Here is a 14,134-nt window from a genome sequence, read left to right as displayed (position 1 = left end):
CTGGCTTACACTTATTTCAAAGCTTATCCGAGGGTTGATCATGACCGAGTTGGCGCGCTTGAAGTTTTATGCCACTCAACCCCACTCTTGCAGCTATCTGCCCGACGAGCAGGCCACCACGCTGTTCCTCGACCCCAGCCAGCCGATGGATGTGCACGTGTACGCCGATCTCTCGGAAATGGGCTTTCGGCGCAGCGGCGATCATCTGTACCGACCCCATTGCCAGAACTGTAATGCCTGTGTTCCGGCACGCATCCCCGTTGCGCAATTTGTGCCGGCCCACAATCAGAAACGCATCCTCAAACGCAATGCAGACCTGACGGTGACCGCGAGCAAGCCAAGGTTTACCGAAGAGTATTTCGATCTTTACCAGCGCTACATCGAGCAACGTCACGCCGACGGCGATATGTTTCCACCCAGCCGCGACCAGTTCTCCACCTTTCTGGTACGCGACCTGCCCTTCTCGCGATTCTATGAGTTTCGCCTCGACGGTCGCCTGGTGGCGGTCGCCGTGACCGATTTGCTGCCCAATGGCCTCTCTGCGGTCTATACCTTCTACGAGCCGGCCGAGGAGCGCCGCAGCCTGGGGCGTTTTGCCATCCTCTGGCAAATTGGCGAAGCATTGCGCCAGGAACTGGAGGCCGTGTACCTCGGTTATTGGATCAAAAACTGCAAAAAGATGAACTACAAGACCCAATATCGGCCCATTGAGCTGCTGATTAATCAAAGATGGGTCACGCTTAACTAGAACCCCTTGGCTTAAACACCCTTTTTCGGGCACAATGCACGCCGCTTTTGCCTGGCGCAGTTGCACCGGGCCATTCACTGGATACCGAGGGCTTTACTGCATGTCGAAAGAAGACAGCTTCGAAATGGAAGGCACTGTCGTCGACACCCTGCCCAACACCATGTTTCGTGTGGAGTTGGAAAATGGGCACGTCGTAACCGCGCATATCTCCGGCAAGATGCGCAAGAACTACATTCGTATTCTTACCGGTGACAAAGTGCGCGTCGAGCTGACGCCCTATGACTTGAGCAAAGGGCGCATCACTTACCGCGCTCGTTAAACAAGTCAATACAAAACGCCCGGTTATGCCGGGCGTTTTTGTGTGCGTGGGATTTATAGCGACCGCAAAACACCTGCAGGAGCGAGCCTGCTCGCGAAAAACCCAAGGACAACGCTCTGAATCAGGAAAAATGCGTTATCGCCGACGCTCTTCGCGAGCAAGCTCGCCCCTACAGGTATAGCGGTCAGGCCATTTCAGCGGTGGTTTCGAACTCGAAGGTCAGCTCGCCGTCCTTCAGGTCGATATGCACTACGCCACCATGATCGGAAAGCTCGCCAAACAAGATCTCTTCAGCCAACGGCCGTTTGATTTTGTCCTGGATCAGACGCGCCATTGGGCGAGCGCCCATTGCCGCATCGTAGCCACCCTCTGCCAGCCAGTTGCGCGCCGCATCCGTAACATCCAACTGCACACGCTTGTCTTCCAACTGCGCTTGAAGCTCGGTGAGGAACTTGTCCACCACGCTCTTGATAACCTCATGACTGAGGCGACCAAACTGGATAATGGTGTCCAGACGGTTACGGAACTCCGGCGTAAAGCTCTTCTTGATCACTTCCATGGCATCGGAAGAGTGATCCTGATGGCTGAAGCCAATCGAAGCCCGGGCGGCCGTTTCGGCACCGGCGTTGGTCGTCATGATCACGATCACGTTGCGGAAGTCCGCCTTGCGCCCGTTGTTGTCGGTCAGGGTCCCGTGATCCATCACCTGCAAGAGCAGGTTGAAGACTTCCGGATGCGCCTTCTCGATTTCATCGAGCAGCAATACGCAATGCGGTTGCTTGGTGATCGCCTCGGTCAACAGGCCGCCCTGGTCGAAACCGACATAGCCTGGCGGCGCACCGATCAGGCGCGACACGGTATGACGCTCCATGTATTCGGACATGTCGAAACGAACCAGCTCGATCCCCATAGCCTTGGCCAACTGCCGCGCTGCTTCAGTCTTGCCGACACCGGTCGGGCCGGCGAACAGGAATGAACCAACAGGCTTGTCCGGCGACTTGAGGCCCGCACGCGACAGCTTGATCGCCGTGGACAACGAATCGATGGCCGCATCCTGGCCGAATACGGTCAGCTTGAGGTCGCGCTCGAGGTTACGCAGCAGCTCCTTGTCGGAACTGGTGACGTGTTTTGGCGGAATCCGCGCGATCTTCGCCACGATATCCTCGACCTGAGGCACATCGATGCGCTTCACACGCTTCTCGACCGGCTGCAGGCGCTGGTAGGCACCGGCCTCGTCGATCACGTCGATGGCCTTGTCCGGCATGTGCCGATCGTTGATGTAGCGCGACGCCAGCTCGGCAGCGGCACGCAGGGCTTCATCGGTGTACTCGATGCCATGGTGCGCTTCGAAACGCCCCTTGAGCCCACGCAGGATGCCGATGGTGTCCTCAACCGAAGGCTCGGACACATCGACTTTCTGGAAGCGGCGCGCCAGGGCACGATCTTTCTCGAAAATGCCGCGGAATTCCTGGAACGTGGTCGATCCGATGCAACGGATATCGCCCGACGACAGCAATGGCTTGAGCAAATTAGAGGCGTCCATCACCCCACCGGACGCCGCACCGGCACCAATGATGGTGTGGATTTCATCGATGAACAGAATCGCCTGCGGGCGTTTTTTCAGCTCGCCGAGCAACGCCTTGAAGCGCTTCTCGAAATCGCCACGGTATTTGGTCCCCGCGAGCAAAGCGCCCAGGTCAAGGGAGTAGACGACACTGTTGGCCAGCAGGTCAGGCACCTGGTTATCGACGATACGCTTGGCCAGGCCTTCGGCAATCGCGGTTTTACCCACGCCAGCCTCACCCACCAGCAACGGATTGTTCTTGCGACGACGCGCCAGGATCTGCGCCACACGCTCGACCTCGAGCTCACGCCCCACCAGCGGATCGATCCGCCCCTGGCGCGCCAGCTCATTGAGGTTGCTCGCATAGGCATCCAGTGGATTGCCCGAAGAAGAAGACTCACCGCCCTCGTCGTCCTGCATATCCTGCTCACCCTCGGAATGATCGCCGTGCCCTGGCACCTTGGAGATACCGTGGGCGATGTAGTTGACGACATCAATACGGGCAACGCTCTGCTGTTTGAGCAGAAACACTGCCTGGCTTTCCTGTTCGCTGAAGATCGCCACGAGCACATTGGCGCCCGTGACTTCGCGCTTACCGGAGCTCTGCACATGGAAAACAGCGCGCTGCAACACCCGCTGGAAGCCCAGGGTTGGCTGGGTCTCACGGTCCTCGTCGTGCACGGGAATCAGTGGCGTGGTGGAGTCGATAAACTCCTGCAGGTCATGCTTGAGCTTGTCGAGGTTGGCGCCGCACGCACGCAGAACGGTGGCGGCAGCTTCGTTATCCAAAAGTGCCAGCAGCAGGTGTTCTACGGTCATGAATTCATGACGCTTCGAACGAGCCTCCTTGAAGGCAAGATTGAGGGTGACTTCGAGCTCGCGGTTTAACATAGCTTCACCTCATACCCAAGTGGTCGGCGTTAACCGTCCTTCTCGATTTCACAGAGTAGCGGATGCTGGCTTTCCCTGGCGTACTGGTTGACCTGCATAGCCTTTGTCTCGGCGATGTCGCGGGTAAACACTCCACATACTGCCCGTCCTTCTGTGTGAACGGCCAGCATTACCTTGGTCGCCAACTCGCGGTTCAGGTTAAAAAACACCTCGAGCACTTCGACCACGAAATCCATCGGTGTGTAGTCATCATTGAACAAAACCACCTTGTACATCGGCGGCGCCTGTAGAGCAGGCTTGGCCTCCTGAACAGCAATGCCTGCAGAACCGTCGTCATCGTGTTCGTGATCCGGTCGATCCTGATTGAATGTTAGTCGAATCTGGCTGATTGCATGCATGGAAAGAAAGGTTCGTCAGTGGTTCAAATACAGTGGTGGGGGCGACCTGCCAGATTTTCAACTCTGACCAACCGGTCGCCTTGACTATCGGCAAATCGGTGTTACAACCAATAGAACCCACAGTGGGTAAAAAAGGTCCGCGCAGTCAACCTTATTTATTCGGGTTAGGACGGATAAACTGGATGATACTCCAGTGATGGAGTCTGGTGCAGAGGGATATGGGTATGTCTGGCGTCAAGATCAGTGGCAAGGTCAAGTGGTTCAACAATGCCAAGGGATACGGCTTCATTGTTGAAAATGGCAAGTCCGAAGACCTTTTTGCGCATTACTCAGCGATCAAAATGGACGGATACAAGACGCTGAAAGCGGGCCAACACGTGGAATTTGAAATCATTCAAGGACCCAAGGGACTGCACGCCGTAGATATTTGTGCAGCCTGCGCAGGGATGCCCGGAAAAACCCACAAGGAAACGCATGGAGCGAAACCTCAAACAGATCAATCCGCTCAATCGAAAACCAAACAAACGGCCTGATCAACGTTTGAATAAATAGCCCGCAAAAAAACCGGCCATCCTGATTCATCAGAATGGCCGGTTTTTTTATAGCCTTCGACTTACATATGCGAGATCAGCGCATCCCCAAAGCCAGACGACGACACCAGCTTGGCACCATCCATCAGGCGCTCGAAGTCATAGGTCACGGTCTTGGCCGAAATAGCGCCATTGGTGCCCTTGATGATCAAATCGGCCGCTTCCGTCCACCCCATATGGCGCAACATCATTTCCGCCGACAAGATCAATGACCCCGGGTTGACCTGATCCTTGCCCGCATACTTGGGCGCAGTACCGTGGGTGGCTTCGAACATGGCCACGGTGTCGGACAGGTTGGCCCCCGGCGCAATACCGATACCGCCCACTTCCGCCGCCAAGGCGTCAGACAGATAGTCGCCATTGAGGTTGAGGGTGGCAATCACGTCGTACTCGGCCGGGCGCAGCAGGATCTGCTGGAGCATGGCGTCGGCGATAGCGTCTTTGACCACCACATTCTTGCCGGTTTTCGGGTTCTTGAACTGCATCCACGGCCCACCGTCAAGCAGCGTCGCGCCGAACTCTTCGGCTGCCACTTCATAGGCCCATTCCTTGAAGGCACCTTCGGTGAACTTCATGATGTTGCCTTTGTGCACAATGGTCAGCGACTCGCGGTCGTTATCCACTACATATTGCAGGGCCTTGCGCGCAAGGCGCTTGGTACCCTCTTTGGAAACCGGCTTAATGCCAATACCGCAGTCCTGGTCGAAACGGATCTTGGTAACGCCCATTTCTTCCTTGAGGAACTTGATCACCTTGATCGCTTCGGGCGAGCCAGCCTTCCACTCGATCCCGGCGTAAATATCCTCGGAGTTCTCGCGGAAGATGGTCATGTCCACATCACCCGGCTTCTTGACCGGGCTCGGCACGCCCTCGAACCAGCGCACAGGGCGCAGGCACACATAAAGGTCGAGTTGCTGGCGCAGGGCGACGTTCAACGAACGGATACCACCGCCGACCGGCGTCGTCAGCGGGCCCTTGATGGAAACGACATAGTCCCTGACCGCATCCAGGGTTTCCTGGGGCAGCCAGGTGTCCTGGTCGTAGACTTGAGTCGCCTTTTCACCGGCGAAAACTTCCATCCACGAAATCTTGCGCTTGCCGCCGTAAGCTTTTTCAACAGCGGCGTCGACCACCTTGATCATCACCGGACTGATGTCGACGCCAATACCGTCACCTTCGATATAAGGAATGATCGGTTGGTCAGGAACATTGAGAGAATGGTCTGCATTGACGGTGATTTTGTCGCCGACTGCCGGAACCTGAATCTTCTTGTATCCCATGCTGAACTCCATCTATGGATTAAACATCTGGCTGCGTTCGAGCCTACTCCAGATAAATGGCGACCGAAACCTCACGCCATGCTCATTTGCATCGAAAACAGCATAATTTGTCGCCTACAAGCCTGAAAGCAAAGGGAAAAATGCCAATCTTGAGCACATCGTGCGACTTTAGGCGTAACCCGGTACCTGCGACCTTTAGACCAATGGACGACACACCTTTTGTATGAAGGCTCGGCGTAAGCATAGCGACCTATGTATAATGCCGCCGCTGACCTAAGAGTCACGACGGCGGACCGCTCTAGAACCGAGCCCTCAGCCAGAAAGCAGGGCTATTACAATAGCCCACCCGCTTGACGCTCGACTGATGCAACCCAACATCACCGCGAAGAAACCTCGACCTTTCGCTCATGGATGACTTTGAACGAACGCGCTCTACCCGGCGCATCTCGAGTTTCTGCGCACGCTTTCAGCAAAGAAGAGAGTTAATCCGAATATGCCCACCCGCTCGAAGATCATCTACACCTTCACCGACGAAGCACCAGCCCTCGCCACCTATTCACTGCTGCCTATCGTAGAGGCCTTCACCGCTTCCGCTGATATTGCCGTGGAAACCCGCGACATTTCCCTCGCCGGGCGCATCCTCGCAAGCTTCCCCGAGCAACTGGGCAACAAAGCCGTCCCGGACCACCTCGCCGAACTGGGCGCCCTGGCCGTTACGCCTGAAGCCAATATCATCAAACTGCCTAACATCAGTGCCTCGACCCCTCAGTTGCAGGCGGCCATCAAGGAACTGCAGGCCAAGGGCTATGCCCTGCCGGACTACCCGGAAACCGTAACCACCGACGCGGAAAAAGAAACCCGTGCACGTTACGACAAAATCAAGGGCAGCGCCGTGAACCCGGTTCTGCGCGAAGGCAACTCCGACCGCCGCGCACCACTGTCGGTCAAGAACTACGCTCGCAAGCACCCGCACAAAATGGGCGCCTGGGCTGCCGACTCCAAATCCCACGTCGCTCACATGAACCACGGCGACTTCTACGGCAGCGAAAAAGCCGTACAGATCGAAGCAGCCGATGCTGTCAAAATCGAATTGATCGCCAAAGACGGTACCGCAACCGTACTGAAGGAAAAGACTTCCGTACAAGCTGGCGAAATCATCGACAGCGCCGTACTGAGCAAGAACGCCCTGCGCAGCTTCATCGCCGCTGAAATCGAAGACGCCAAGAAACAAGGCGTACTGCTGTCGGTTCACCTGAAAGCCACCATGATGAAGGTCTCCGACCCGATCATGTTCGGCCAGATCGTTGCCGAATTCTATAAAGACGCCCTGGCCAAGCACGCCACCGTGCTGGAGCAGATCGGCTTCAACCTGAACAACGGCATCGGCGACCTGTACGCTCGCATCAAGGCCCTGCCAGCCGAACAGCAAGCCCAGATCGAAGCGGACATCCAGGCGGTCTACGCCGCGCGCCCTGCCCTGGCGATGGTCAACTCCGACAAAGGCATCACCAACCTGCACGTACCGAGCGACGTTATCGTCGACGCCTCGATGCCAGCCATGATCCGTGACTCCGGCAAAATGTGGGGCACCGACGGCAAGTTGCATGACACCAAGGCCGTGATTCCGGATCGCTGCTACGCCACCATCTACCAAGCCGTCATCGAAGACTGCAAGGCCCATGGCGCGTTCGATCCGACCACTATGGGCAGCGTGCCGAACGTTGGCCTGATGGCCCAGAAAGCCGAAGAGTACGGCTCTCACGACAAGACCTTCCAGGTCAAGGCTGACGGCGTCGTCCGCGTCACCGACAGCAAGGGCAAGCTGCTGATGGAGCAGCCCGTCGAAGCCGGCGACATCTTCCGCATGTGCCAAGCCAAAGACGCGCCGATCCAGGACTGGGTCAAACTGGCCGTCAACCGTGCCCGCGCCAGCAACACCCCGGCCATCTTCTGGCTGGACCCACAGCGCGCCCACGATGGTGCGGTGATCGAGAAAGTCCAGACCTACCTGAAAGACCACAACACCGAAGGCCTGGACATCCGCATCATGTCGCCGGTCGACGCGATGAAGTTCACCCTGGAGCGTACTCGCAAAGGTCTGGACACCATCTCGGTAACCGGTAACGTACTGCGCGACTACCTGACCGACCTGTTCCCGATCATGGAACTGGGCACCAGCGCCAAGATGCTGTCGATCGTGCCGCTGATGAACGGTGGCGGCCTGTTCGAAACCGGCGCCGGCGGCTCGGCACCGAAACACGTGCAGCAACTGCTGGAAGAAAACTTCCTGCGCTGGGATTCCCTGGGCGAGTTCCTGGCCCTGGCGGCATCGCTTGAGCATTTGGGTGTAACCTACAAAAACCCGAAAGCCCTGGTTCTGTCCAAGACCCTGGACCAGGCCACCGGCCAGTTCCTGGACAACAACAAGTCGCCATCGCGCAAAGTCGGCAATATCGACAACCGCGGCAGCCACTTCTACCTGGCACTGTACTGGGCCCAGGCCCTGGCCGCGCAGACTGAAGACACTGCACTGCAAGGTCAATTCAGCGAACTGGCCAAGACCCTGACCGCGAACGAAGCAACCATCGTTGCCGAGCTCAACGCTGTACAGGGCAAGCCTGTGGACATTGGCGGCTACTACGCGCCAAACCCAGAGCTGACCAGCAAGGTCATGCGCCCAAGCAACACGCTCAATGCGGCGATTGCCAAGCTGAAGTAAAGTTGTAACGATGCAAACAAACCCCGGCCCTGTGCCGGGGTTTGTGTTTCCAGCATTCCAAATATGGGAAAGGGCTTGCTCCCTCCTACACTGACGGTAATCCTGCTCCAAGACCACACAGCACTCAGAATCGAAAGGCATCCCATGACCTGGCAACCCCACATCACCGTCGCCACCATCGTCGAAGACAACGGCCGCTTCCTGATGGTCGAAGAACTCAAGGGCGGCCGCGCCGTGCTCAACCAGCCCGCCGGCCACCTCGACCCGCACGAAACCCTGATCGAAGCCGCCGTGCGCGAGACCCTCGAAGAAACCGGTTGGGACGTCGAAGCCACCGGCATCGTCGGCATCTATCTGTACACCGCACCGAGCAACGGCGTGACCTACCAGCGCGTGTGCTTCACCGCCAAGGCCCTGAAACATCACCCAGACTATCAACTGGACGAAGGCATCGTGCGTGCCCGCTGGTTGACCCGTGACGAGCTGATGACCCTGCGCGATGCCTGGCGCAGCGAGCTGATCATCCATTGCATCGATGATTATTTGAACGGCCAGCGCCACAGTCTCGAATTGATCCGACCTTCTCTTTAGCCTTAGAGGCTGCAGCCTGATAGAATCGCGTCCTTTTTCAAGACACCCGTTGAAACCCTATGCGTGATCCAGCCCCTTCTGACATACAAAAGAAGCGCGTCATCGTCGGCATGTCCGGCGGCGTGGATTCTTCCGTTTCCGCCGTTCTGCTCATGGAGCAGGGTTATGAGGTGGAAGGCCTGTTCATGAAGAACTGGGAAGAAGACGATGGAACGGAATATTGCACCGCCATGGACGACTTGGCGGACGCCCAGGCTGTCTGCGACAAGATCGGTATCAAGCTGCACACCGCCAATTTCGCCGCCGAGTACTGGGACAACGTGTTCGAGCACTTCCTGGCCGAATACAAGGCCGGTCGCACGCCGAACCCGGATATCCTGTGCAACCGAGAGATCAAGTTCAAGGCGTTCCTCGACTACGCCATGATGCTCGGTGCCGACCTGATTGCCACAGGCCACTATGTGCGCCGCCGCGATATCGACGGACGCACCGAACTGCTCAAAGGCCTGGATGCGAACAAAGACCAGAGCTACTTCCTGCACGCCGTCGGCGGCGAACAGATCGCCAAGACCCTGTTCCCAGTGGGCGAACTGGAAAAGCCCGAAGTACGCAGGATTGCCGAAAAGCACGACCTGGCCACCGCGAAGAAAAAGGATTCCACCGGGATCTGCTTTATCGGCGAACGCCGCTTCAGCGACTTCCTCAAGCAATACCTGCCAGCGCAACCGGGCGAGATCAAGACCACCGAAGGCGAGGTCATCGGTCGTCATCACGGCCTGATGTACCACACCATCGGCCAGCGCCAGGGCCTGGGCATCGGTGGCTTGAAAGACGCCGGTGACGAGCCATGGTACGTACTGGTCAAGGACCTGGAGCACAACGAACTGATCGTCGGCCAGGGCAATGACCACCCTTGGTTGTTCTCCCGCGCGCTGCTCGCTTCGGACATCTACTGGGTCAACCCGGTGGACCTGAGCGCCCCGCGCCGCCTGACCGCCAAGGTGCGCTATCGCCAGAGCGACCAGCCCTGCACCCTGGAAAAAACCGCCAGCGGTTACCGCGCCACCTTCGATGACCCGCAACGCGCGGTCACGCCCGGCCAGTCCGTGGTGTTCTACGATGGCGAAGTGTGCCTGGGCGGCGGCGTGATAGAAGTCGCCGAACCCTGGAGCAACCCGGCATGACCCCGACCCAGGAGCAATTGACAGCACTGGGCGGCGTCTTCCTCGCCGCAGTACTGGTGGACAAGATCGCCAAGACCGGCCAGGTCACTGAAGCCGGCCTGACCTGCATGCTCGGCAGCCTGCTGATCCGCGACCCTAAGGACACGCTGGAAGTCTATGGCGGTGACGATCTGGCGCTGCGTGAAGGCTACCGCGCACTGGTCGGCGCCCTGGAACGCGACCCGAGCACCTTGCAGCGCGAACCACTGCGCTACGCCCTGTCGATGCTTGGCCTCGAGCGTCAACTGGCCAAGCGAGACGACCTGCTGGAAACCATCGGCAAGCGTCTGCCGCAGATCCAGTCCCAGGTCGAACACTTCGGTCCGGCCCACGAAAACGTTATCGCCGCCTGCGGCGCGCTGTACCAGGACACCTTGAGCACCTTGCGCCAGCGCATCCAGGTGCATGGTGACATGCGCAACCTGCAACAACCGAACAACGCCTCGAAAATCCGCGCCCTGCTCTTGGCCGGTATTCGCTCGGCGCGGTTGTGGCGCCAATTGGGCGGTCATCGCTGGCAACTGGTCATCAGCCGTCGCAAATTGCTTAAAGAGCTTTACCCGTTGATGCGCAACGAATAAGTCGCAGCGACAGGCCCTTTTCAGCCGTTACGCGTAATACGCCGGTCAGTTGGCAACGGACCGGCGGATTTTTTCATGTATGATACGCGCCCCATTTCGTTGCCCGACTGTCCGAGAACACCCCATGCAGCTTTCTTCGCTCACTGCGGTTTCCCCTGTTGACGGCCGCTACGCCGGCAAGACCCAGGCCCTGCGCCCTATTTTCAGCGAATACGGCCTGATCCGTGCCCGTGTACTGGTTGAAGTGCGCTGGCTCCAGCGCCTGGCCGCTCACCCTGCCATCAGTGAAGTGCCGGCGTTCTCCGCCGAAGCCAATGCGGTATTGAACACCCTGGCGGAAAACTTCTCTCTGGAGCACGCCGAGCGTGTCAAAGAGATCGAGCGCACCACCAACCACGACGTCAAAGCCATCGAATACCTGCTCAAAGAGCAAGCGGCCAAGCTGCCGGAACTGGCCCAGGTCAGCGAGTTCATCCACTTTGCCTGCACCAGCGAGGACATCAACAACCTGTCCCACGCCCTGATGCTGCGCGAAGGCCGTGATGACGTGATGCTGCCGCTTATGCGCCAGACCGCCGAAGCCATCCGTGAGCTGGCCATTCGCTTCGCCGAAGTACCAATGCTGTCGCGCACCCACGGCCAGCCGGCCTCACCGACGACCCTGGGCAAAGAACTGGCCAACGTGGTGTACCGCCTGGAGCGCCAGATCGCTCAAGTCGCTGCGGTACCGTTGCTGGGCAAGATCAACGGCGCTGTCGGCAACTACAACGCCCACCTGTCGGCCTACCCCGAGATCGACTGGGAAGCCAACGCCCGCGCCTTCATCGAAGACGAACTGGGCCTGGGCTTCAACCCGTACACCACGCAGATCGAACCGCACGACTACATCGCCGAACTGTTCGACGCCATTGCACGCTTCAACACCATCCTGATCGACTTCGATCGCGATATCTGGGGCTATATCTCCCTGGGCTACTTCAAGCAGCGCACCATTGCCGGCGAGATCGGTTCGTCGACGATGCCGCACAAGGTCAACCCGATCGACTTCGAAAACTCCGAAGGCAACCTCGGCATCGCCAACGCGCTGTTCCAGCATCTGGCCAGCAAGCTGCCGATCTCCCGCTGGCAGCGCGACCTGACCGACTCCACCGTTTTGCGCAACCTCGGCGTGGGCTTTGCCCACAGCGTGATCGCTTACGAAGCCAGCCTCAAAGGCATCAGCAAGCTGGAACTCAATGAGCAGAAAATCGCCGCTGACCTGGACGCGTGCTGGGAAGTCCTGGCCGAGCCGATCCAGACCGTGATGCGCCGCTACAACATCGAAAACCCTTACGAGAAACTCAAAGAGTTGACACGCGGCAAGGGCATCAGCCCGCAAGCGCTGCAAACTTTCATCGACGGCCTGGATATGCCCGCCGCTGCCAAGGCCGAGCTGAAACTGCTCACCCCGGCCAACTACATCGGCAACGCCGTGGCCCAAGCCAAACGTATCTGATTACCGCAAGCTCCTTTGAGACGCCCGGCCGCGCCGGGCGTTTTTATTTCAGTCTTAAAAGTGCTTTTTTTCAATAGGTTACACATGAATCCTGATATCCCTCTTCAACTTCTGGGCGGCATCACGGCACGGGAATTCCTGCGCGACTACTGGCAGAAAAAACCCCTGCTGATCCGTCAGGCCATTCCTGATTTCGAAAGCCCGATCGACGCCGACGAACTGGCAGGCCTGGCGCTGGAAGAAGAAGTCGAGTCGCGCCTGGTGATCGAACACGGCGAGCGCCCGTGGGAACTGCGTCGCGGCCCGTTCACCGAAGACACCTTCAGCACCCTGCCCGAGCGCGAGTGGACCCTGCTGGTGCAGGCGGTCGACCAATTCGTGCCCGAAGTCGCCGAGTTGCTGGAGCAGTTCCGCTTCCTGCCGAGCTGGCGCATCGACGACGTGATGATCAGCTTCGCCGCACCCGGCGGCAGCGTGGGTCCGCACTTCGATAACTACGACGTGTTCCTGCTGCAAGCCCATGGCAAGCGCAACTGGAAGATCGGCCAGATGTGCAGCTCTGAAAGTCCGATGCTGCAACACGCCGACCTGCGCATTCTTGCCGAATTCGAAGAAAGCGCCGAATGGGTGCTGGAACCGGGCGACATGCTCTACCTGCCGCCACGCCTGGCCCACTTCGGCATTGCCGAAGACGATTGCATGACCTACTCGGTCGGCTTCCGCGCCCCGAGCGCCGCCGAGGTGTTGACCCACTTCACCGACTTCCTCGCTCAGTACCTGACCGACGAAGAGCGCTACACCGATGCGGATGCCCAGCCGGTCAGCGACCCACACCAGATCCAGAGCGACGCCCTGGACCGCCTCAAAAGCCTGCTGGCCGAGCACATGAGCGACGAGCGCATGCTGCTGACCTGGTTCGGCCAGTTCATGACCGAGCCACGCTACCCGGAGCTGATCGCTGGCGAAGAGCTGATCGAAGAAGACTTCATCAGCAGCCTGCAAGACGGTGCGATCCTGGTGCGCAACCCAAGCGCACGCATGGCTTGGTCCGAAGTCGACGACGACGTGCTGCTGTTCGCCAGCGGCCAGAGCCGCTACCTGCCGGGCAAACTGCGTGAATTGTTGAAACTGGTGTGCTCGGCCGATGCGCTGCACAGCGATAACCTTGGCGAGTGGCTGGCGGACGAAGATGGCCGCGACCTGCTATGCGAGCTGGTCAAGCAAGGAAGCCTGGGGTTTGCCGATGAATAAGATTCACGTACGTGTCGCGGACTGGCAAAAGGATATCGCCGAGATTCGGCGCATTCGTGAAGCGGTATTTATCGCTGAACAATCAGTCCCACCTGAACTTGAGTGGGATGCGGACGACGCAGACGCCGTGCATTTCCTGGCGTATGAAGGCGACTTTCCGATTGGTACCGCACGCCTGCTGCCTAGCGGCGAAATCGGTCGCGTATCGGTCCTCAAGGATTGGCGCGGACTTAAAGTCGGCGACAAGCTGATGGAAGCGGTGATCGGCGAGGCAGAGAAACGCGGCCAGACCAAGCAGTTCCTCAGCGCACAGGTCTACGCTGCTCCGTTCTATGAACGACTGGGCTTCAAGATCGTCAGCGAGGAATTCCTCGAAGTCGGGATTCCGCACGTCGACATGGTGCGCGAGGGCTGATCCCTGTGGCGTGCGGGCTCGCCCCGCGCTGGGCTGCGTAGCAGCCTCAAAACCAGACGCCGCGTTCTT

At 58.5% G+C, this 14,134-nt stretch carries 13 protein-coding genes; 10 read left to right on the top strand and 3 right to left on the bottom strand.

Going from position 1 to position 14,134, the window contains the following annotated elements:
- The first annotated feature begins 40 nt into the window (after positions 1 to 40).
- Both BLR63_RS05100 and infA read left to right on the top strand, forming a co-directional pair.
- Complete coding sequence (locus BLR63_RS05100) at positions 41 to 748, top strand: arginyltransferase (RefSeq protein WP_010567914.1); 708 nt, start codon at positions 41 to 43, stop codon at positions 746 to 748.
- A gap of 100 nt (positions 749 to 848) precedes the next feature.
- Entirely contained in the window at positions 849 to 1,067 is a 219-nt protein-coding gene (gene infA / locus BLR63_RS05095) for a translation initiation factor IF-1 (RefSeq protein WP_002553999.1), read from the top strand.
- Positions 1,068 to 1,251: 184 nt separating this feature from the next.
- Here the strand turns inward: infA and clpA are convergent, their stop codons facing one another.
- Positions 1,252 to 3,522: an ATP-dependent Clp protease ATP-binding subunit ClpA gene (clpA, locus tag BLR63_RS05090; RefSeq protein ID WP_010567913.1), complete on the bottom strand. Its 2,271-nt coding sequence runs from the start codon at positions 3,520 to 3,522 to the stop codon at positions 1,252 to 1,254.
- Positions 3,523 to 3,551: 29 nt separating this feature from the next.
- On the bottom strand, positions 3,552 to 3,920 hold the full coding sequence (clpS, locus tag BLR63_RS05085) for an ATP-dependent Clp protease adapter ClpS (RefSeq protein WP_010567912.1): 369 nt from the start codon (positions 3,918 to 3,920) through the stop codon (positions 3,552 to 3,554).
- Between the two features lie 224 nt (positions 3,921 to 4,144).
- On the opposite strand from clpS, the gene cspD reads away from it, so the two are divergent.
- Positions 4,145 to 4,453, top strand: coding sequence for a cold shock domain-containing protein CspD (gene cspD / locus BLR63_RS05080; protein ID WP_042947874.1), 309 nt, complete (start codon positions 4,145 to 4,147; stop codon positions 4,451 to 4,453).
- A gap of 80 nt (positions 4,454 to 4,533) precedes the next feature.
- Here the strand turns inward: cspD and icd are convergent, their stop codons facing one another.
- The gene (icd, locus tag BLR63_RS05075; protein ID WP_010566863.1) at positions 4,534 to 5,790 is read right to left on the bottom strand and encodes an NADP-dependent isocitrate dehydrogenase; all 1,257 of its coding nucleotides are present in this window, start codon (positions 5,788 to 5,790) and stop codon (positions 4,534 to 4,536) included.
- A gap of 493 nt (positions 5,791 to 6,283) precedes the next feature.
- Here icd and BLR63_RS05070 point away from each other — a divergent pair, with 493 nt between their 5' ends.
- From BLR63_RS05070 to BLR63_RS05040, 7 genes are all read left to right on the top strand, one after another.
- Positions 6,284 to 8,509 (top strand): NADP-dependent isocitrate dehydrogenase, encoded by a 2,226-nt coding sequence (locus BLR63_RS05070; protein WP_010566864.1) that lies wholly within the window; start codon positions 6,284 to 6,286, stop codon positions 8,507 to 8,509.
- A gap of 144 nt (positions 8,510 to 8,653) precedes the next feature.
- Positions 8,654 to 9,100: an NUDIX hydrolase gene (locus BLR63_RS05065; RefSeq protein WP_010566865.1), complete on the top strand. Its 447-nt coding sequence runs from the start codon at positions 8,654 to 8,656 to the stop codon at positions 9,098 to 9,100.
- Positions 9,101 to 9,159: 59 nt separating this feature from the next.
- On the top strand, positions 9,160 to 10,284 hold the full coding sequence (gene mnmA / locus BLR63_RS05060) for a tRNA 2-thiouridine(34) synthase MnmA (RefSeq protein ID WP_010566866.1): 1,125 nt from the start codon (positions 9,160 to 9,162) through the stop codon (positions 10,282 to 10,284).
- Entirely contained in the window at positions 10,281 to 10,904 is a 624-nt protein-coding gene (gene hflD / locus BLR63_RS05055; protein WP_010566867.1) for a high frequency lysogenization protein HflD, read from the top strand. The genes mnmA and hflD overlap by 4 nt, the downstream gene beginning before the upstream one ends.
- Positions 10,905 to 11,028: 124 nt before the next feature.
- Complete coding sequence (gene purB / locus BLR63_RS05050; RefSeq protein ID WP_010566868.1) at positions 11,029 to 12,399, top strand: adenylosuccinate lyase; 1,371 nt, start codon at positions 11,029 to 11,031, stop codon at positions 12,397 to 12,399.
- Positions 12,400 to 12,483: 84 nt separating this feature from the next.
- On the top strand, positions 12,484 to 13,650 hold the full coding sequence (locus tag BLR63_RS05045; RefSeq protein WP_010566869.1) for a ribosomal protein uL16 3-hydroxylase: 1,167 nt from the start codon (positions 12,484 to 12,486) through the stop codon (positions 13,648 to 13,650).
- Positions 13,643 to 14,065 carry a GNAT family N-acetyltransferase gene (locus BLR63_RS05040; protein WP_010566870.1) on the top strand — a complete coding sequence of 141 codons (423 nt, stop codon included), beginning with the start codon at positions 13,643 to 13,645 and terminating at the stop codon, positions 14,063 to 14,065. Before BLR63_RS05045 ends, BLR63_RS05040 begins: the two co-directional genes overlap by 8 nt.
- The last annotated feature ends 69 nt before the right edge of the window (positions 14,066 to 14,134 follow it).

Origin of the sequence: Pseudomonas extremaustralis, from assembly GCF_900102035.1 — a bacterium.
GTDB classification, from domain to species: domain Bacteria; phylum Pseudomonadota; class Gammaproteobacteria; order Pseudomonadales; family Pseudomonadaceae; genus Aquipseudomonas; species Aquipseudomonas extremaustralis.
Note: the sequence above shows the minus strand (reverse complement) of the source record. Positions and strands in the feature narration are given on the sequence as shown.

Coding starts and splice junctions, on each gene's coding strand:
- BLR63_RS05100 (WP_010567914.1), top strand. CDS start 41: ATGACCGAGTTGGCGCGCTTGAAGTTTTATGCCACTCAACCCCACTCT.
- infA (WP_002553999.1), top strand. CDS start 849: ATGTCGAAAGAAGACAGCTTCGAAATGGAAGGCACTGTCGTCGACACC.
- clpA (WP_010567913.1), bottom strand. CDS start 3,522: ATGTTAAACCGCGAGCTCGAAGTCACCCTCAATCTTGCCTTCAAGGAG.
- clpS (WP_010567912.1), bottom strand. CDS start 3,920: ATGCATGCAATCAGCCAGATTCGACTAACATTCAATCAGGATCGACCG.
- cspD (WP_042947874.1), top strand. CDS start 4,145: ATGTCTGGCGTCAAGATCAGTGGCAAGGTCAAGTGGTTCAACAATGCC.
- icd (WP_010566863.1), bottom strand. CDS start 5,790: ATGGGATACAAGAAGATTCAGGTTCCGGCAGTCGGCGACAAAATCACC.
- BLR63_RS05070 (WP_010566864.1), top strand. CDS start 6,284: ATGCCCACCCGCTCGAAGATCATCTACACCTTCACCGACGAAGCACCA.
- BLR63_RS05065 (WP_010566865.1), top strand. CDS start 8,654: ATGACCTGGCAACCCCACATCACCGTCGCCACCATCGTCGAAGACAAC.
- mnmA (WP_010566866.1), top strand. CDS start 9,160: ATGCGTGATCCAGCCCCTTCTGACATACAAAAGAAGCGCGTCATCGTC.
- hflD (WP_010566867.1), top strand. CDS start 10,281: ATGACCCCGACCCAGGAGCAATTGACAGCACTGGGCGGCGTCTTCCTC.
- purB (WP_010566868.1), top strand. CDS start 11,029: ATGCAGCTTTCTTCGCTCACTGCGGTTTCCCCTGTTGACGGCCGCTAC.
- BLR63_RS05045 (WP_010566869.1), top strand. CDS start 12,484: ATGAATCCTGATATCCCTCTTCAACTTCTGGGCGGCATCACGGCACGG.
- BLR63_RS05040 (WP_010566870.1), top strand. CDS start 13,643: ATGAATAAGATTCACGTACGTGTCGCGGACTGGCAAAAGGATATCGCC.